We start from the raw sequence: 17,268 nt of genomic DNA, 5'->3' as shown, positions 1-17,268 counted from the left end.
CGCGCCTTCAGCGAGCCGTACCGCCGACTCCCCGAGCCGCACCCGAGCGAGGAGTCTCGCCGCACCGGATCACTGCAGTTGTGCCGCGCGCTCCGCCGCCTCGTGCTCGTGCGGGAGCACGTCGGCGCGATGGTACGTCGCGCCCTGCGGTCCGCTCCCCGTCCAGCTCCACTGGGCGACGGAGGGGATGTCCTCGCCGTGCGCGCGGGTGTAGGCGCGGGCCTCGAGGCGCGCGTCCTGCATCCGCTGGCGGAACACGGCCTCGCGCGCGGCGAGACCGGGGACGCGGTCGAGCACATCGAGGACGAGTCGATAGCGGTCGAGGTCGTTCAGCATCACCATGTCGAACGGCGTGGTCGTGGTGCCCTCCTCGATGAAGCCGCGCACGTGCAGGTTCGCGTGCCCGTGGCGGCGGTAGGTGAGCCGGTGGATCAGCCACGGATAGCCGTGGTACGCGAAGACCACCGGCTTGTCGGTCGTGAACACGGCGTCGTAGTCGGCGTCGCTCAGCCCGTGCGGGTGCTCGCCCTCGCTCTGCAGGCGCATCAGGTCGACGACGTTCACGACCCGCACCTTCAGCGTCGGCACCTCGGCGCGCAGCAGGGCCACCGCGGCGAGCACCTCGAGGGTCGGGACGTCGCCGGCACAGGCGAGAACCACATCCGGCTCCTCCCCCGCGACCTCGGAGCCGGCCCAGGCGAAGATGCCCAGGCCCCGCGTGCAGTGCTCGATCGCCTCGGGCATCGACAGCCAATTCGCCTCCTGCTGCTTCCCGGCGACGACCACGTTGATGTAGTCGACCGAGCGGAGGCAGTGGTCGTAGGTCGAGAGCAGCGTGTTCGCGTCGAACGGCAGGTAGACCCGCACGATGCCGGACTTCTTGTTCATCACGTGGTCGATGAAGCCCGGGTCCTGGTGCGAGGTGCCGTTGTGATCCTGCCGCCAGACGTGCGAGCTGAGCAGGTAGTTCAGCGACGAGACGGGCCGCCGCCACGCGATCTCGCGCGAGGACTTCAGCCACTTCGCGTGCTGGTTGACCATCGAGTCGACGATGTGCACGAACGCCTCGTAGGAGTTGATCAGCCCGTGGCGGCCGGTGAGCAGGTAGCCCTCGAGCCAGCCCTGGCACTGGTGCTCGCTCAGCATCTCGACGACCCGGCCGGAGCGGGCGAGGTGGTTGTCGAAGTCGGCGACCCGCACCTCGGCGTCCCACTGCTTGTCGGTGACCTCGAAGACGGCCTGCAGCCGGTTCGACGCGGTCTCGTCCGGTCCGAAGATGCGGAAGTCGTGCGGGTTGGCGACGATGACGTCGCGCAGCCACGTCCCGAGCACGGTGGTCGCCGAGCTGGTCGTCGCTCCGGGCGAGGGCACGTCGACGGCGTAGTCGCGGAAGTCGGGCAGGTGCAGCGGCTTCCGCAGCAGTCCGCCGTTGGCGACGGGGTTCGCGCTCATCCGGCGCTCACCGACCGGCGCGAGGGCGGTGACGAGCGGCATCGGGGCGCCGGCCTCGTCGAAGAGCTCCTCGGGCCGGTAGGAGCGCAGCCACCCCTCGAGAACGGCGATGTGCTCGGGCCGCTCGCGCACGTTCGCCAGCGGCACCTGGTGCGAGCGCCAGCTGTCCTCGGCGGGCAGACCGTCGATCACCGGCGGGCACGTCCAGCCCTTCGGCGTGCGGAGGATGATCATCGGCCACGCGGGCCGACCGTCGAGGCGACCCGACAGGGCATCCGCCTTGATCTCGGCTATCTGGTTGAGCGCCAGGTCCATCGCGGTGGCGAGGCGGCGGTGGACGGCGCGCGGATCCTCGCCGTCGAAGCCTCCGGAGACGAGGTACGGCGTATGGCCGTAACCGCGCATCAGCTGCTCGAGCTCGCGCTCGGGGATGCGGGCGAGGACGGTCGGGTTGGCGATCTTGTACCCGTTGAGGTGCAGGATCGGCAGGACCACGCCGTCGTGCAGCGGGTCGATGAACTTGTTCGAGTGCCAGCTCGTCGCCAGCGGTCCGGTCTCGGCCTCGCCGTCGCCGACGACCGCCGCGACCAGCAGGTCGGGGTTGTCGAACACGGCGCCGTAGGCGTGCGAGAGCGAGTAGCCGAGCTCGCCGCCCTCGTGGATCGAGCCCGGTGTCTCGGGGGCGACGTGGCTGGGGATGCCGCCGGGGAACGAGAACTGCCGGAACAGCTTCCGGACACCGTCGACACTCCGGTCGATGTCGTCGTACACCTCGCTGTAGGTGCCGTCGAGGTAGGTGCTGGCGACCATCCCCGGGCCGCCGTGTCCCGGCCCGGTGACGAAGATCGCGTTCAGATCGCGCTCGCGGATCACCCGGTTGAGGTGCGCGTAGACGAAGGTGAGCCCCGGAGTCGTCCCCCAGTGCCCGAGCAGGCGCGGCTTGATGTGCTCCGCCGCGAGCGGTTCGCGCAGGAGCGGGTTGTCGAGCAGGTAGATCTGCCCGATCGAGAGGTAGTTCGCGGCCCGCCACCACGCGTCCAGCTCATCGAGCGTGCGCTCGGACAGGGGCTCGGGAGTGCGGGACGGCCAGGTGATCGACGGGAGGTCGAGGACGCTCATGCGGACACCGCCCGGTCGCGGACGAGGCTGCTGATCGACCGAGCGGCCTCCGGATGCCGTACCACGATGAGGGGGGCGTCGAGATTCAGGATCAGGTCGCGGCTGACCGATCCGAGCAGGAGGCGGCGCCATCCCGTGAGCCCGCGGGTACCGATCACGATCATCGCCGCTCTGATCTCGGCGAGGGCGTGGGCCGGGTCGCCGCCGACCAGATGGGTCTCGATCCGCACGTCGCTCAGCAGGGCCACCTGCTCCGCCGCGTGCAGGATCGCGCAGTGGTCGGCCTCGAGCGAGCGGATGAACTCGCCGTCGAGGAGGAACGTGCTGTCGTAGAGGGCCGGCTCCGTCCACGCGTGCACCAGGTGCAGGGTCTCGTCGCGGCGCGCGGCCTCGGCGGCCGCCACCACGATCGCCGCGTTCGACGCCGCCGAGCCGTCGACTCCGACCGCGACTCCGCGCAGCGACGAGTCGACCGTGCGCGGGACGATCGCGATCGGTCCTCGGGCGAGAGCGGGCAGGTGCGCGCCGACCGAGAGGCCGAAGCGGAGGCGCGGACCCTCGCGGTCCTCGGTGCCGACGACCAGGAGGGTGTCGGAATCCGTCAGACCGGCGAGGGTGTGCAGCACGGAGCCGCGCACCACGCGGCCGTGCAGGACGACGTCCGTGCTCCCGACCTGCTCGATCAGGCGGTCGACGGCGCGCTCGTCGAGTGCGACGACCTCGGCGGCGGCGGCCGGGTCGGGGACGCCGGCCGACTCGTCTGCGATCATGACCACCTCGACGCTGCCGGAGGCCTGGCGGGCCAGGGCCCACTCGACGGCGGTCCGGGACGGCTCGTCGCCGCCCCACGCGACGATCGTCCTGGTCGGCGCCGTCAGCGGCGCGGGCGCCGCGGCGACGGGCTTCGGCTTCGGAGCGCGGGTCTTCCGCCCGATAATCACGGTGGGAACCGCGAGATTCACGAGGATGTCGTGACCGACGGAGCCGATCAGCATCCGCTCGAGGCGCGAGACTCCTCCGTCGCCGACGACGAGCAGCGCGCGACCGGGAGCGGCCTCGAGGAGCGTGCGGGCGGCGACTCCGTCGACCTCGATGCCCTCGACGACGAGCCCGGGGTGCAGCCTCCGCGCCTCGGCGACCGCGTCGGCGAGGAGCTCGGCGTGCTGCGCCGCCACCTCCTCGACGAGGATCGCGTGCGGGACCCTGTCGTTCCAGAGGAACGGGGTGCGCCAGGCGTGCAGCACGTGCAGCGTCTGCCGGGTGCGCGCGGCCCAGCCGGCCGCGAACTCGAGGGCGGCGCGAGCGTCGTCGGAGTCGTCGATCCCGACGAGGACGCCGGTCCCGTCGCTCGGCGCGTCGTGGGTGATGATCGCGACGGGCCCTGCGGCGCGAGCGGCGAGCCGGGCGCCGACGCTCCAGGCGCCCCGCATCGGGAGCACGGTGCGCCGGCGGTCTCCGACGACGAGGAGGGTGTCCGGTCCGGCGAGACGCGCGAGCTGCTCGACCGGGTCGCCGGTGAGGAGGCGGGTGTCGATCCGCGAGCCGGGATGCGCGCGCTCGGCGTCGGCGGCCGCGGTCTCGAGCGAGACGGCCTCGGCGGCCCGCGGATCAGCGCTGAAGTCGGTGCCGCTGAAGCGATCGAGGCCGTCGACGACCTCGACGAGGAGGAGTCCCCGGGCCTGCGCCTCCTCAGAGGTCTGCGCCAGAGCCCACGCGAGCGCGTGTCGCGCCGAAGCGGAGCCGTCCCATCCGACGACGAGCTGTGCATTCATCAGGCATCCCTTGCTGGCAGCCGGATCCGGCTCACTCCAGCGTCACCCGCGCGGGGTGACGCTGACAGGGCCGAACGTCCCGCGGTCGTGCCGAACCGCGCACCGGAGGCTCGACGCACGTCGGTGCACGGCCCCGGACGGGCTTCGATCTCGGGACCAACGGCCCTGGTCCGGGGGCTGGGACGCGCGCACGGTGGAGTCGACGGCCCTCCCCGCCCCTCCGAGCTCGACCGGGCCCGCGCGCGGGGTGCGCTGCTCGGGCACACTGCGCGCGTCACCGTGGCGATCGACGCGCTCTCCACCGACTGATCCGCCGACCACGAAGGAGACCGCCATGACCACCCTCGTCGCCTGGACCGGCACCGCCGCCGCCCGCACCGCCCTCGACTGGGCCATCATCCGCGAGTACCTGCTCGACCGCCACGTGATCCTCTGCCACGTCGCGGGGCCGTCCGACGAGCGCCCTCTCTCGAAGGCCGCACTCGACGACCTCGCCGCGACGCTCCAGCAGGACCGCTCCGGCATCCGCTTCACCGCCGAGCTGCTGCACGGCGACCCCGTCGAGCAGCTCGAACGACGCGGCCGGGACGGCTCGCTCCTGGTGGTCGGAACCGACACCCGCAACGAGCACCCCGGCCGCTTCGAGCACTCGCTCGGCATGGCGCTGAGCCAGCGCGGCGTCGTCCCGGTCGTCATCGTGCCGATCGACGCTCGTCACGGCGCCCCCGGCTTCGTCATCGGGTTCGACGGGTCGCCCGCGTCGCAGGCCGCGCTCGAGTTCGCCGCCGCCGAGGCCGATCGCCGCTCCGAATCGCTCGTCGTCGCGCGGAGCTGGCGGCTGCACCCGGTCGAGGAGGACGCGGCCGACGCTCCCGCGGGCCGGTTCGACGAGGAGCTCGACGGCAGGCGACTCGAGGCCGCCGGCGTCATCGCGCCCCTCCGAGAGCGGTATCCCGGCCTCGCGGTCACCCTCCGGTTCGCGCACGGTGAGACGGTGCAGGGTCTCCTCGCGACCGCCGGCGGCGCCGGCCTCCTCGTGCTGGGCACGGACGATCTCTCCCGCACCAGCGCCGGTGAGAGCACCGACCACGCGGTGGTGATGCGGATGCACACCGCCGTCGCCATCATCCCGGCGGGCTGTACCGTGCGCGTCGCGGCTCCCGATGCCGTGGTCGGGGCGATCAGGCCGTGAAGCTCGCCTCCGCCGTGATGTTCGTGACCGACCTCGACGCCAGCGTCCACTTCTACGAGCAGCTGCTCACCGCACGGACCTCCGTGCGGACCCCGTCAGCGGCGCTGCTCGTCGGACCGGAGAAGGACCAGCTCTACCTCCGCGCCGTCGGCGATCGCGACCAGCACCCGCTCGGCGCCGTCGGCATCCAGTACCTGATCTGGACCGCATCCGACCCGGCCGAGCTCGATCGCTGCGAGGAGCTGCTGCGCGAGAGGTCGACTCGGGTCTCGCGCCGAGAGCTCGACGGCTTCACCCTGGTCGAGGGCGAAGGACCGGACGGCCTGCCCGTCGTCATCAGCTTCCCGGGGCCGTCTCAGCACCCTCGACCCGAGATCATCTCCCGGATCTACGCCTGGTGACCCGGCCCTACTCCGGGACGGCAGGCCCCTTGCGGTGATGGTCGAACACGATGCTCGTGCGCGTCGAGGCGACCGCCGGGTGCGCCGACAGGTTCGACACGACGAAGTCGCGCACGTCGTTCGAGTCGCGGACGGCCACATGGATGATGAAGTCCTCGGAGCCGCCCAGGAAGAACAGCTGCACGACCTCGGGGAGCGCCCGGATCTCGTCGGCGAACCGCGTGATCGCCTGGCGCTGACCGACCCGGATGCCGACACTGATCAGCGCCTGCAGCGTGAGCCCGAGGGCCGCCGGGTCGAGCTCGGCGGTGAAGCCCGTGATGATCCCGCGGTCGACCAGGGATCGGACGCGCGAGACGCAGGTCGACGGGGCGATGCCCGCCTGCTCGGCGAGACGGCTGTTCGGCGTGCGCGCGTCGGCGCGGAGCAGGCGCACCAGCGCGCGGTCGACCGTGTCGAGGTCGCCGAGGTCGTGCAGATCCTTCGCTCGCACGCGGGTCTCCTGCCTCTGCATCGGCGATCCTGCGGAAGAGGAGACCGAATCGAACGATCCTGCGGAACGTCACGCGCAGGAAACACGATCTTCGCACGATAGGGGCAGTGCCGGCGCAGGATCGGCGCCGACCGCCGCCCGGCGGTTCGACTGGACAGGAGTCGTCATGCGCATCGGCATCCCCACCGAGATCAAGAACAACGAGAACCGCGTCGCCGCGACACCGGCCGGCGTGCACGAGCTGGTGCGTCGCGGGCACGAGGTGCTCGTGCAGTCGGGTGCGGGCCTCGGCTCCCGGCTGTCCGACGAGGACTTCGTCGCGGCGGGCGCGCGGATCGCCGCCGACGCCGACGAGGTCTGGGGCGAGGCCGACCTCGTGCTGAAGGTCAAGGAGCCGATCGAGACCGAGTACCCGCGGATGCGCTCGGGCCAGGTGCTCTTCACCTACCTGCACCTCGCCGCCTCCCGCGCGTGCACGGAGGCGCTGCTCGCCGCCGGCACCACCGCGATCGCCTACGAGACCGTCCAGCTGCCGAACCGCCAGCTCCCCCTCCTCTCGCCGATGAGCGAGGTCGCCGGACGCCTGTCGATCACCGTCGGCGCCTACCACCTCATGCGCGCCGCGGGCGGGCGCGGCACCCTCCTCGGCGGGGTGCCCGGCACGCCCAAGGCGAAGGTCGTCGTCATCGGCGGAGGCGTCGCGGGCGAGCACGCCGCGGCGAACGCGCTCGGGATGGGCGCCGACGTGACGATCGTCGACCTCTCGCTCCCCCGCCTCCGCGAGCTCGAGAACCGCTTCGACGGGCGCATCCAGACCCGCGCCTCCTCGACCTACGAGATCGCCGCGCAGATCAGGGAGGCCGACCTCGTGATCGGCTCCGTCCTCATCCCCGGGGCCAAGGCACCGAAGCTCGTGACCGACGAGATGGTCGCGACGATGAAGGCCGGCTCGGTGCTGGTCGACATCGCGATCGACCAGGGCGGCTGCTTCGAGGGCTCGCGCCCGACCACGCACGACGACCCGGTCTTCGCCGTGCACGACAGCGTCTACTACTGCGTGGCGAACATGCCCGGCGCGGTGCCGGAGACCTCGACCCGCGCCCTGACCAACGCGACGCTCCCCTACGTCGTCGCGCTCGCGGACCGCGGCTGGAAGGGCGCCCTGGCGGCGGATCCGGCACTGGCGAAGGGGCTCAGCACGCACGACGGACGCGTGGTCAACGAGGCCGTCGCCGCGGCGTTCGACCTGCCGGTCGCCGACCTCGCCGAGCTGCTCGCCTAGGGCCTGTTGAACACGATCCCGCGTGCTCCGCTCGGCCTGATCGCACGATCTGCGGCGTCGCGAATCTCGTCCCATGCCCCGCATGGGCCTTCGATCCGCTCCTTGCAGCTCGCACGATCAGACCGTGCTCGCGACGGCGGTCTCGTGTTCAACAGGCCCTAGCGGCGCTCAGCGCAGGCCGAGCGTCTCGACGATCTCGGCGACCTCCTCCTCCGGGGGGCGACCGACGTCGACGGTCAGGTGCCGCTCATCGTCACCGAGCGGCTCGAGGGTGCCGAACTGCGAGTCGAGCAGCGTGCTCGGCATGAAGTGGTCGAGGCGCGAGGCGAGCCGGCCGGCGACGACGTCGCGCGAGCCCGACAGGTGCACGAAGACCAGGTCGGGTCGGCGCAGGACGTCGCGGTACCGCCGGCGCAGCGCCGAGCAGGTGATCACGACGGAGCCGCCCGCCTCGATCCGCTCGTCGACGGTCCGGGCGATCTCGGCGAGCCACGGCGCGCGGTCGTCGTCGGTGAGCGGAGTGCCGGCCGCCATCTTGTCGACGTTGGCCTGGGGGTGCAGGTCGTCGCCCTCGAGGAAGCTCCAGCCGAGCTGCCCCGCGAGGAGCGCGGCGACGGTCGACTTGCCGCTGCCGGAGACGCCCATCACGACGATCGCGCGGACGGTGCCTGCGCTGTCGCGGGCCATCACAGACCCCCCACGAACAGCCCGATGATCAGGACCCCGGCGAGACCGGTCACCGACACGAGGCACTCCATCACGGTCCATGTCTTCAGTGTCTGCCCGATGCTGAGGCCCAGGTACTCCTTGACGAGCCAGAAGCCGGCGTCGTTGACGTGCGAGAGGAACACGGAGCCGGCGCCGATCGCCAGCACCATCAGGGCGACCATCGGGCCGTCCATCGACTCGGTCAGGGGCTGCAGGATGCCCGCGGCGGTCACCGTGGCGACGGTCGCGGAGCCGGTCGCGACGCGGATGACGACCGCGACCAGCCAGGCGAGCAGCAGGGCCGAGGCGCCGCTGCCCTCGGCGAGCTGGGCGACCACGCTGCCGATGCCGGTGTCGACGAGGACCTGCTTGAAGCCTCCGCCCGCACCGACGATCAGCAGGATGCCCGCGATCGGCGGGAGTGCGCTCGAGAGCGAGGTCTGCAGCTCGGCGCGGTCCATCCGCCCGCCGCGGCCGAGCAGGACGAAGCCGGCGAGCAGGGCGATGGCGAGGGCGATGGTCGGGGTGCCGAGGAAGTCGAGGAGCGCCTTCCAGGCGTCGGTCGAGCCGGGCGCCGCGATGTCGGCGACGGCCTTCCCGAGCATCAGCACGACGGGGAGCAGGATGCTCGCGACGGCCGCGACGAAGCCGGGGCGGTGCGCGCGGGCGTCTCCCGCACCCTCGCCGAAGAGCGGAGGAGTCTCGACCGGCGCCCACTTCGCGGCGAGGCGGCCGAAGAGGGGGCCTGCGACGACGACCGTCGGGATCGCGACGAGGACGCCGAACGCGAGCGTCACGCCGAGGTTGGCGCCGAGCGCGTCGATCGCGACCAGCGGGCCCGGGTGCGGCGGCACGAGGCCGTGCATGACCGACAGGCCGGCGAGGGTCGGGATGGCGATCGTCATCAGCGGAAGTCCGCTGCGGCGGGCGACCAGGATGACGACCGGGATGAGGAGGACGAGTCCGACCTCGAAGAACATCGGCAGGCCGATCAGCGCGCCGACGAAGCCCATCATCCAGGGCAGCGCCCGCGTGCTCGCGCGGGCGACCAGGGTGTCGACGATGCGGTCGGCGCCGCCCGAGTCGGCGAGGAGCTTGCCGTACATCGCGCCGAGGCCGATCAGGATGCCGACGCCGCCCATCGTGTTGCCGAAGCCGAGCGCGAAGCTCGCGACGGCGTCGGCGGCCGGCATCGCGGCGACGAGTCCCGTGGTCAGCGCGCCGATCAGCAGGGCGACGAACGGGTGCAGCTTGAGCCAGGTGATCAGCACGACGATCACCGCGATGCCGAGGATCGCGGCGGCGATGCGCTGCCCCTGCGGTGCCGTGGTCGCGGCCTCGGTCTCGCCCGCGGCGCGGAGCAGAGTGGGAAGAGTCGGTGTCATGAGCGTCCTTGGTCGGTCCGACGATTCGCGGACAATATGTCCGACATAACCAGATTGCTGCTCGATTATGTCGGACGATTAGGCGGATCGCCACCCTCCGTCCGGAATACTGATCGCATGACCGCGCCGTCGCCCTCCCTGCACTCCTCGATCCTCGACGAGCTGGGGTCGCAGATCGTGCGCGGCGAGCTGGCGCCCGGCACCGCGTTCAGCGCCGACGATCGCGCCGAGCGCAGCGGAGTCTCGCGCTCGGTGATGCGCGAGGCGGTCCGCGTCCTCGAGTCGCTCGGGCTGATCGTCTCGCGGCGGCGGGCCGGGACGTGCGTGCAGCCCCGGGAGTGCTGGAACGCCCTCGACCCGCGGGTGATCGCGTGGAGTCTCGACGGCCCCGACCGGCAGCTGCAGCTGCACCGCCTCAGCGAGCTGCGCCTCGGAGTCGAGCCGCTGGCGGCACGGCTCGCGGCCGTCAACGCCACTCCCGAGCACCGGTCGACGCTGGTCGAGGCGGTCCGCGCGATGGCGGCGGAGGCGCACTCGGCCGACCAGGCCGCCTACCTCGCGGCCGACACGCTCTTCCACCGGACGCTGCTCGGCGCCTCCGGGAACCCGCTGCTCGCGCAGCTCGCCGATCTGGTGTCGGAGGTCCTGGCGGGGCGCACGCGCAATGCGCTCATGCCGCGCGAGGCCGACTCGGAGGCGGTGCGCCTGCACCGCGCGGTCGCGACGGCGGTCGCCGAGGGCGACGCCGCCGCCGCGGAGCGGGCGATGCGGTCGATCGTCGAGGAGGCGGACCGCGCGGTCCAGGAGTCGTGACGGCGGATGCCCCCTCCTCCCGCGCCCCGCACCCCTCGCTGATCGAGCCCGCAGCCGGCTGAGCGGGCGTCTCGAGATCCACGTCCGTCAGAAGACAAGAGCCGAAGCCTGATCTGCTGACGCTGGTGGGTCTCGATACGCCGCCTACGGCGGCTACTCGACCAGCAGGGATGGCGATGGGCGCCCTCTTGTCCCTCCCCACCCTGACGCGAAGCGGCTTCGCCGCTCGATACGCCGCCTGCTCGACCAGCGTGCGGGTTGCTGAACCGGCGACGGAGGCCGACACTGGGTCGATGGCCGAGGGATACTCCTCCGCGCAGGTGCGGGCCGCCGAGGCGCCGCATCTGGCGCGGCGCGAACCGCTGATGCAGAGGGCGGCGGGCGGGCTGGCGCGCGAGCTGCGGGCGGTTCTCGCCGCCCGGCCCGAGAGGCGCGGCGCGGGCAGTGTGCTCGTGCTGGTCGGGCCAGGCAACAACGGCGGGGACGCGCTCTACGCGGCCGCCGAGATCGCCGCCTCCGGGAGCGACGTGACCCTCGTGCTGACCGGCGAGAAGGCCCACCCGCGCGGGTTCGCCATCGCGCTCGACGAGGGCTGCGCCACCGTGAGCGCCGGCGATGCCAACGCGCTCGCCGCCGCGGTCGCCCGGGCCGACGTCATCGTGGACGGGATCCTCGGCATCGGGACGGCCGCTCCGGCCCTCCGCGGTCGGGCTCGCGAGGTCGTCGCCGTCGTCATCGACTACGTCTCCCGGCGCGAGTCACCGCCGACCGTCGTGGCGGTCGACCTGCCGAGCGGGATCGGGCCGGACGACGGGGCGGTGCCCGATCCGACGGTGCTGCGCGCCGACCTGACGGTGACGTTCGGGGCGATCAAGGCGGGCCTGCTGCTGCCGCCCGGCTCTTCCTACGCGGGCCGGATCCACCTTGTCGACATAGGTCTCGGGCCGGACCTCGCCGACGTGGAGCCGATCGTCACGACCTGACGCTCAGGCCGTGGTGCCGCGACTCAGGAGCCCGGACTTCTCGGGGTGCTCGTCGAACCACTGCCCGACGTACCAGCACATCGGCACGACCGAGCGCTCGCCGGAGGACTCGATGTCGTCGACCGCGAAGGCCACGAGCTCGCCCGCCAGCCCGCGCCCGCGGAACGGCGGCGAGGTGAACGAGCGCACCAGCGACACGCTCTCGTCGTTCTCGCGGTAGTCGAGGACGCCCACCAGCGTCCCGTCGAGGTGCAGCTCGTAGCGCGACGCGTCGTCCGCCCGGCGGAACTCCTTGGCCATGACTCCAGGGTAGGACGGTCCTGGCCGCATCACACGCCGTCGAGCAGATCGCCGTCGACGTAGTACCAGCGACCGTCCTCGCGGAGGAAGCGGCTGCGCTCGTGCACGAGACCGGCGCCCTGGGCCGAGCGGTAGGACGCGCGGAACTCGACCAGTCCCTCCTCGTCGTCCTCGCCTCCGAACGACGTGTCGACGATCTGCAGCCGCCGCCAGCGCACGTCGTCGGCGAGGTCGACCCGCGGCGGCCGGGTCGAGGGGTGCCAGCTCGCGAGGAGGTAGGCGGCGCTGCCGAGCACGTTGGCGCTGTAGCGGCTGCGCATCAGGCGCTCCGCGGTCGGCGACGGAGTCTCGCCGAGGTGCGCGGGCCGGCAGCAGTCGGCGTAATGGCGGCGGCTTCCGCAGGGGCAGGCGTCGGCGGGGTGCATCCGGTCAGTGTGGCAGGCACCGCGGCGCCTTGCAGCGAGGTGTGCATCGCCTCCGCGTCGGGGAGCGCGCCTTGAGATGCGGTCGGGACCTCGGCATCGTGGCTCCCTCATCGATCCCGGACGGAAGGAACGACACGATGCTCACCCTCACCGACAGTGCCAGCTCGATCGTCACGACCATCACCAGCCAGACCGAGGTGCCCGCGGAGGGCGGTCTCCGCATCAGCGGCGACGACCTCGACGCCCGCAACCTCGCCGTCACCGTCGCGGCGGCCCCCGAGACGACCGACGCCGTCGTCGAGCAGGACGGCGCGCGCGTGTTCCTCGACGTCGTCGCCTCGGCCGCGCTCGACGACAAGGTGCTCGACGCCCAGGTCGACGAGTCGGGCTCCGTCAGCTTCGGCGTCGCACCCCAGGCCTGACGCCCGATCGACCACCGAGGCCGCCCTCACCGCCGACGCGGGAGGGCGGCCTCGGTGGTGGAGCCCTCAGGACAGGACGTCGCGCGTCGTGAAGCGCCCGATGGCCAGCGAGCCGAACACCGCGACGTACGCGAGCTGCAGGAGCGCGTTCTCGCCGAGGGAGCCCCAGGCGATCGGGTCGCGCAGCAGATCGGCGAAGTCGAACCAGCGGTCCGTGAACAGGAAGGGGTGCAGCGCGTCGAGCTGCGAGAGCGAGCCGACGATCTGCGCGGCGATCGAGACGACCACGGTGGCCGCCATCGCCCCGACCGGCACATCGGTCAGCGTCGAGATGAAGAGTCCGATCGCGGCGAGGCCGACCAGCGAGAGCGCCGCGTAGACCGCGATGGCGATTGCGCGCCCGATCGCATCGCCGAGCGGGACGGTGCTGCCCGAGAGCAGCGTGACGGGGCCGGCCGGGAACAGGGCGAGGCCGATCACGATGCCCACGACCATGACGGTCAGGGCCGCGGCGAGACAGAACGCCACCGACGCCGCGAACTTCACCGCGAGCAGTCGGACCCGCCCGACCGGGGTGACGAGCAGGTAGCGGAGCGTGCCGAGCGACGCCTCCCCCGCGATCGCGTCGCCGGCGACGACGCCGATGGTCAGCGGGAGGAACAGCGGGACCGCGACGGTGATCGCCGCGAAGCCGACGAAGAGCCCGTTGCCCGCGATCGCACCGACGAAGGAGGGTCCACCGCCCTCGCTGCCCGACAGGCGCACCGCGACGGCGAGCAGGATGGGGATGGCCGCGAGAGCTGCCAGGAGTGCCCACGTGCGTCGGCGGCGGAAGAGCAGGGCGAGCTCGGAGACGAGCAGCGAGCCGACGCCACCGCGCCGGCGCGCGACGTCAGCGTTCGACATCGAAGCCCTCCCCCGTCAGCTCGACGAAGCGCTCCTCGAGGGAGGGCCGGCGGACCGCGAAGCCGCGCACGCGGACGTCGGCGGCGACCAGACCGGCGACGAGCGCCTCCGGTGCCGTGCCCGCGGGGAGCCCGGCGACCACGAGCGGCGGATCGATGGGGTGCGCGGCGGGCGTGACCCGCGGCTGCAGCCCTCGCGCGGCGAGCTCGCCGACAGCGCGCTCGGGGTCGGGAGTGAGCAGCTCGATCGATGCGGCGTCGCCGCGGAGCTCGTCGAGCCCGCCCTGCGCGACGAGGCGACCGGTGCGCATCACGGCGGCGTGCGTGCAGAGCTGCTCGATCTCGGCGAGCAGGTGGCTCGAGACGAGGACCGTGGTGCCGTCCTCGTTCAGTCCGCGCACCAGCGAGCGGACCTCGCGCGTGCCCTGCGGGTCGAGTCCGTTCGTCGGCTCGTCGAGCACGATGAGATCGCGCGGTGACAGCAGGGCGACGGCGATGCCGAGGCGCTGCTTCATGCCGAGCGAGTACGAGCCGACCTTCTTGCGGGCCGCGGCCGAGAGGCCGACGCGGGCGAGCGCCTCCTTCGCGCGGACATCACGGGTGCGCGACGACGTGCCGGGCTCGGCCGCGTCGAAGCGGCGGAGGTTCGCGGCGCCCGAGAGGAACGGGTAGAAGCCCGGGCCCTCGACCAGGGCGCCGACGCGGGGAAGGACGTCGGCCGCGCGTCGCGGCATGGCCGAGCCGAGCACCGTGATGCTCCCCTCCGTCGGCGACGCGAGGGCGAGGAGCATCCGGATCGTCGTGGTCTTGCCCGAGCCGTTCGGGCCGAGGAAGCCGAAGACGGCTCCTCGCGGCACTGCCAGATCGAGACCCGACACCGCCTCCTGTCGCCCGAAGCGCTTGGTGAGACCGCGGGTCTCGACCGCGAGCTCGCCGGTCGTCACCGCCCGGCGGCAGCGTCGAGCAGGGCGTCGGTCGGGACCGCTCCGGCGAGGACGCGGCCGTCGTCGGTGACCAGCACGCTCAGCAGGGCCGAGGAGAGCACCCGGCCGCCGTCGACGGCGGTGGTGACGGAGTCGAGGGCGCCGAGCGACTCGGCGTCGCCGGCGGGGAGCTCGACGACGGTGGCCCAGCCGGTGCCGGTGGTCGTGACATCGGAGTCCGTGGGAGCGCTCGCGTCGGGCGCCGCGGTCTCGGGAGCGGCGGAGGTGTCGTGGCCGGGGGCCGTCTCCTCCGTCACGGTCGCGCCCTCGGGGGCCGAGAAGCTGAACATGGCGGCGTCCGGAGCGTCGAAGTCGATGCTCGAGTACGCGACGCTGAAGGCCGGGGCCGTGCCGCCGACAGCGGTCACCGCGACACCGAGGGGCAGCCCGGTCTCGCCGTCGACCGAGATGGTGACCGAGCCGACCAGGGTGCCGGGCTCGCGCGGGGTGAGCACGAGCTCGTAGGCGTCGCGACCGGCGACGCTGACGTCGGAGCCGACCGCGACGCTCGTCGTCGGGTCGATCGACGCCAGGATCTGCTCAGCGGTACTGGACGGGGTGGGCACCTCGGCGGCGGGCGCCGACTCCTCGGCCGTCGCGTCGCCGGAGGGCAGGATGTGGGTGGCCGTGTTCTCGGCGGAGTCGTAGATCCAGACGCCGTCGCCCTTGGACGCGACGATGTCGCGCTCGGCGAGGCGGTCGAGGATCTGCAGCCGCGCGCCCTGCTCGGCGTCGACGAAGACGCGGGCCTGGTGCGACGCGGTCGCGAGCTCGAGGAGGGAGTCGGTCGGCGATGCGGTGTCGGAGCCGGTCGATCCGCCGAGGGCGGAGAGGTCGGGGAGCCCGAGGTCGGAGGTCTGCTCGATCTCGCCCGAGAACGCGGTCACGTCGTTCTCGGCGACGAACGCCAGCAGCTCGGAGGCGGACTTCTCGGGGAGGTCCCCGGCGGCGCTCGCCGACAGGGGAAGGGCGACGGCCGCGGCGACGACGACCAGGGGTACGGCGGCGAACGGGGTCCAGCGCTTCCAGGAGGTGCTCATACCCCCGGAGGGTACGCGCCGAAACGCCGAGACGGCTGCGAGTCGCCGGAACCCGCTCCTCACGGAACGCGCACGGCCGAGACCACCACGTTGTCGACGTAGTGGCCGTAGGAGTCGTCGAAGACGCCTCCGCAGGTGATCAACCGCAGCTGCGCGGTCGGGGTCGGACCGTAGACGTCCTCGGTCGGGAAGTCCTCCTTCGGGACCGTCACCGATCCGGTGACCGAGAAGGTGCGCGTGCTCCCGTCCGAGAGGACGACGTCGACCGTGTCGCCGGGGGCGAGCTCGGACAGGCGCAGGAACACGCCGGGCCCGATCCGCGAGTCGACGTGACCCGCGATGACGGACGGGCCGATGTCGCCCGGCACCACGCCGTCGCGGTACCAGCCGGCCTCGTCGACGAGCTCGGGCGGCTGGATCCAGCCGGTCTCGTCGCGGGTCAGTGATTCGAGGCTCGAGTCGACGCCCAGGGCGGGGATGATCACGCGCTCGGGCACGAGACTCGAGCGCACGGTGGCGGAGCCGGCGACCGGATCCTGCAGACCCCCCGCGTCGGCCGGACCGGGGGTCGCACTCGGAGCGACGGCGGCCGTCGTCTCGCGGGGCTCGGCGGGAGGCGCGGCCGGAGGCGCCGCCGCGCAGCCCGCGAGCAGCAGCATCAGGGCGGCGGTCGCGACCGCCGGTGTCCGGCGCATCAGCGTCCGCTCGCCGCGCTCCGCCGCGAGAGGACGACGACGGCGGCGGCGATCAGGGCGAGGACCGCGCCGATGCCGAGGACGCCCGTCATGACCGGGGGCTGGGCGGACGAGACGTGGACGGCCGTGGCGCCGCCTCCGGTCTGGATGCCGCCGGTGGGCAGGTCGCCGACCGCGGCGGAGTCGAGCACCGGCGAGACGACGAGACCGCCGGTGGCGTCGTCGAGGACGAACAGCGAGGCGACCGAGCCGGGCGCGAGGTCGAGATCGGCCTTCGCCGTGGCCGAGGTGGTGCTGAGGTCGAGGCTCCAGGGCCCCGCGGGGACGTTCTTGTACGGCGTCGCCGTGCCCTGCTGCGCATCGCTCGCGAGGATCGCTCCGGTGGTGGTGACGACGTCGACCTGCGAGGCGGTGGTCGAGGCCTGGATGACGCGCACCCGCGCCTGACCGTCGGCCGGCGCGGTCAGGTCGTCGGTGAAGACGGTGGTGCTGAGGACGGCGTTCCGGCCGAGAGCGGCGACGGTGAGCGGGGTGCCGGCCGAGACGTCGACGGACTGCTGGATCACCGGGGCGGACCCGTCGGGAGCGTCGGAGGGGACCATCGACACGACGTAGGTGCCCGGCTGCAGCGTCCAGTAGGGCGAGACCGCGCCGTACGCGACGTTGTCGAGCTCGAAGGCCGCGCCTCCGCCTGCGAGGGCGGTCAGGGTGACGTCGACCGACTTCGTGTCGGGTGACAGATGAGCCACGCGCACCCAGCCCGTGCCCGGCGCCGCCTCCGCCGCGGACGCCGGCGCCGCACCCAGTGCAGCGAGCGCGGCCGCCGCGACCAACCCGACGGCCATCCGCGAGAAGCGGCGGGGCGAGCGGGCGGAGCGGGCGAGCGTGTGCATGGGGT

Annotated in this window: 18 protein-coding genes; 6 read left to right on the top strand and 12 right to left on the bottom strand. The window is 72.8% G+C overall.

Annotation, left to right across the window (positions count from 1 at the left end; all coding sequences use genetic code 11):
• Window positions 1–69 precede the first annotated feature (69 nt).
• Entirely contained in the window at window positions 70–2,571 is a 2,502-nt protein-coding gene (locus tag GRS96_RS10150) for a phosphoketolase family protein (protein ID WP_159988414.1), read from the bottom strand.
• Window positions 2,568–4,343, bottom strand: coding sequence for a universal stress protein (locus GRS96_RS10145; RefSeq protein ID WP_159857083.1), 1,776 nt, complete (start codon window positions 4,341–4,343; stop codon window positions 2,568–2,570). The genes GRS96_RS10150 and GRS96_RS10145 overlap by 4 nt, the downstream gene beginning before the upstream one ends.
• Before the next feature lie 334 nt (window positions 4,344–4,677).
• Here GRS96_RS10145 and GRS96_RS10140 point away from each other — a divergent pair, with 334 nt between their 5' ends.
• Together GRS96_RS10140 and GRS96_RS10135 are read left to right on the top strand one after the other, a co-directional pair.
• On the top strand, window positions 4,678–5,535 hold the full coding sequence (locus GRS96_RS10140; protein ID WP_159857082.1) for a universal stress protein: 858 nt from the start codon (window positions 4,678–4,680) through the stop codon (window positions 5,533–5,535).
• Complete coding sequence (locus tag GRS96_RS10135; RefSeq protein WP_159857081.1) at window positions 5,532–5,936, top strand: VOC family protein; 405 nt, start codon at window positions 5,532–5,534, stop codon at window positions 5,934–5,936. The genes GRS96_RS10140 and GRS96_RS10135 overlap by 4 nt, the downstream gene beginning before the upstream one ends.
• A 7-nt stretch (window positions 5,937–5,943) precedes the next feature.
• Here the strand turns inward: GRS96_RS10135 and GRS96_RS10130 are convergent, their stop codons facing one another.
• Window positions 5,944–6,450, bottom strand: coding sequence for an Lrp/AsnC family transcriptional regulator (locus tag GRS96_RS10130; protein ID WP_159857080.1), 507 nt, complete (start codon window positions 6,448–6,450; stop codon window positions 5,944–5,946).
• A gap of 145 nt (window positions 6,451–6,595) precedes the next feature.
• Between GRS96_RS10130 and ald the strand changes: the two genes are divergently transcribed.
• Entirely contained in the window at window positions 6,596–7,711 is a 1,116-nt protein-coding gene (gene ald / locus GRS96_RS10125; protein ID WP_159988413.1) for an alanine dehydrogenase, read from the top strand.
• A gap of 168 nt (window positions 7,712–7,879) precedes the next feature.
• Here the strand turns inward: ald and GRS96_RS10120 are convergent, their stop codons facing one another.
• Window positions 7,880–8,398, bottom strand: coding sequence for a gluconokinase (locus GRS96_RS10120; protein WP_159857078.1), 519 nt, complete (start codon window positions 8,396–8,398; stop codon window positions 7,880–7,882).
• Window positions 8,398–9,804: a GntP family permease gene (locus GRS96_RS10115; RefSeq protein WP_159988412.1), complete on the bottom strand. Its 1,407-nt coding sequence runs from the start codon at window positions 9,802–9,804 to the stop codon at window positions 8,398–8,400. Before GRS96_RS10115 ends, GRS96_RS10120 begins: the two co-directional genes overlap by 1 nt.
• Window positions 9,805–9,921: 117 nt before the next feature.
• On the opposite strand from GRS96_RS10115, the gene GRS96_RS10110 reads away from it, so the two are divergent.
• Both GRS96_RS10110 and GRS96_RS10105 read left to right on the top strand, forming a co-directional pair.
• A complete protein-coding gene (locus GRS96_RS10110) occupies window positions 9,922–10,617 on the top strand; it encodes a FadR/GntR family transcriptional regulator (protein ID WP_159988411.1) in 696 nt (231 codons plus the stop codon).
• Window positions 10,618–10,910: 293 nt separating this feature from the next.
• Window positions 10,911–11,600 (top strand): NAD(P)H-hydrate epimerase, encoded by a 690-nt coding sequence (locus tag GRS96_RS10105; RefSeq protein ID WP_159857075.1) that lies wholly within the window; start codon window positions 10,911–10,913, stop codon window positions 11,598–11,600.
• A 3-nt stretch (window positions 11,601–11,603) separates the two neighbouring features.
• Here GRS96_RS10105 and GRS96_RS10100 read toward each other — a convergent pair whose 3' ends face one another.
• Complete coding sequence (locus GRS96_RS10100) at window positions 11,604–11,900, bottom strand: GNAT family N-acetyltransferase (protein WP_159857074.1); 297 nt, start codon at window positions 11,898–11,900, stop codon at window positions 11,604–11,606.
• Window positions 11,901–11,929: 29 nt separating this feature from the next.
• Entirely contained in the window at window positions 11,930–12,325 is a 396-nt protein-coding gene (locus tag GRS96_RS10095; protein ID WP_159857073.1) for a YchJ family protein, read from the bottom strand.
• 137 nt (window positions 12,326–12,462) lie between these two features.
• Here GRS96_RS10095 and GRS96_RS10090 point away from each other — a divergent pair, with 137 nt between their 5' ends.
• The gene (locus GRS96_RS10090) at window positions 12,463–12,747 is read left to right on the top strand and encodes a hypothetical protein (RefSeq protein WP_159857072.1); all 285 of its coding nucleotides are present in this window, start codon (window positions 12,463–12,465) and stop codon (window positions 12,745–12,747) included.
• Between the two features lie 66 nt (window positions 12,748–12,813).
• On the opposite strand, the gene GRS96_RS10085 is transcribed toward GRS96_RS10090, so the two are convergent.
• Genes GRS96_RS10085 through GRS96_RS10065 form a run of 5 tightly spaced genes read right to left on the bottom strand, consistent with a single transcriptional unit; the run spans window position 12,814 to window position 17,263 of the window.
• Entirely contained in the window at window positions 12,814–13,653 is an 840-nt protein-coding gene (locus tag GRS96_RS10085) for an ABC transporter permease (protein ID WP_159988410.1), read from the bottom strand.
• Window positions 13,640–14,596, bottom strand: a complete 957-nt coding sequence (locus GRS96_RS10080) for an ABC transporter ATP-binding protein (protein ID WP_159988409.1) — start codon at window positions 14,594–14,596, stop codon at window positions 13,640–13,642. Before GRS96_RS10080 ends, GRS96_RS10085 begins: the two co-directional genes overlap by 14 nt.
• On the bottom strand, window positions 14,593–15,675 hold the full coding sequence (locus GRS96_RS10075; RefSeq protein ID WP_159988408.1) for a LolA family protein: 1,083 nt from the start codon (window positions 15,673–15,675) through the stop codon (window positions 14,593–14,595). Before GRS96_RS10075 ends, GRS96_RS10080 begins: the two co-directional genes overlap by 4 nt.
• Before the next feature lie 59 nt (window positions 15,676–15,734).
• Entirely contained in the window at window positions 15,735–16,370 is a 636-nt protein-coding gene (locus GRS96_RS10070; RefSeq protein WP_159988407.1) for a class F sortase, read from the bottom strand.
• Complete coding sequence (locus GRS96_RS10065; protein WP_159857067.1) at window positions 16,370–17,263, bottom strand: DUF4397 domain-containing protein; 894 nt, start codon at window positions 17,261–17,263, stop codon at window positions 16,370–16,372. The genes GRS96_RS10070 and GRS96_RS10065 overlap by 1 nt, the downstream gene beginning before the upstream one ends.
• Between the last annotated feature and the right edge of the window lie 5 nt (window positions 17,264–17,268).

The sequence above is a fragment of the Rathayibacter sp. VKM Ac-2803 genome (assembly GCF_009807175.1).
Lineage (GTDB): Bacteria > Actinomycetota > Actinomycetes > Actinomycetales > Microbacteriaceae > Rathayibacter.
Note: the sequence above shows the minus strand (reverse complement) of the source record. Positions and strands in the feature narration are given on the sequence as shown.

Coding starts and splice junctions, on each gene's coding strand:
- GRS96_RS10115 (WP_159988412.1), bottom strand. CDS start 9,804: ATGACACCGACTCTTCCCACTCTGCTCCGCGCCGCGGGCGAGACCGAG.
- GRS96_RS10120 (WP_159857078.1), bottom strand. CDS start 8,398: ATGGCCCGCGACAGCGCAGGCACCGTCCGCGCGATCGTCGTGATGGGC.
- GRS96_RS10140 (WP_159857082.1), top strand. CDS start 4,678: ATGACCACCCTCGTCGCCTGGACCGGCACCGCCGCCGCCCGCACCGCC.
- GRS96_RS10085 (WP_159988410.1), bottom strand. CDS start 13,653: ATGTCGAACGCTGACGTCGCGCGCCGGCGCGGTGGCGTCGGCTCGCTG.
- GRS96_RS10090 (WP_159857072.1), top strand. CDS start 12,463: ATGCTCACCCTCACCGACAGTGCCAGCTCGATCGTCACGACCATCACC.
- GRS96_RS10130 (WP_159857080.1), bottom strand. CDS start 6,450: ATGCAGAGGCAGGAGACCCGCGTGCGAGCGAAGGATCTGCACGACCTC.
- GRS96_RS10150 (WP_159988414.1), bottom strand. CDS start 2,571: ATGAGCGTCCTCGACCTCCCGTCGATCACCTGGCCGTCCCGCACTCCC.
- ald (WP_159988413.1), top strand. CDS start 6,596: ATGCGCATCGGCATCCCCACCGAGATCAAGAACAACGAGAACCGCGTC.
- GRS96_RS10075 (WP_159988408.1), bottom strand. CDS start 15,675: ATGAGCACCTCCTGGAAGCGCTGGACCCCGTTCGCCGCCGTACCCCTG.
- GRS96_RS10070 (WP_159988407.1), bottom strand. CDS start 16,370: ATGCGCCGGACACCGGCGGTCGCGACCGCCGCCCTGATGCTGCTGCTC.
- GRS96_RS10145 (WP_159857083.1), bottom strand. CDS start 4,343: ATGAATGCACAGCTCGTCGTCGGATGGGACGGCTCCGCTTCGGCGCGA.
- GRS96_RS10100 (WP_159857074.1), bottom strand. CDS start 11,900: ATGGCCAAGGAGTTCCGCCGGGCGGACGACGCGTCGCGCTACGAGCTG.
- GRS96_RS10110 (WP_159988411.1), top strand. CDS start 9,922: ATGACCGCGCCGTCGCCCTCCCTGCACTCCTCGATCCTCGACGAGCTG.
- GRS96_RS10095 (WP_159857073.1), bottom strand. CDS start 12,325: ATGCACCCCGCCGACGCCTGCCCCTGCGGAAGCCGCCGCCATTACGCC.
- GRS96_RS10105 (WP_159857075.1), top strand. CDS start 10,911: ATGGCCGAGGGATACTCCTCCGCGCAGGTGCGGGCCGCCGAGGCGCCG.
- GRS96_RS10065 (WP_159857067.1), bottom strand. CDS start 17,263: ATGCACACGCTCGCCCGCTCCGCCCGCTCGCCCCGCCGCTTCTCGCGG.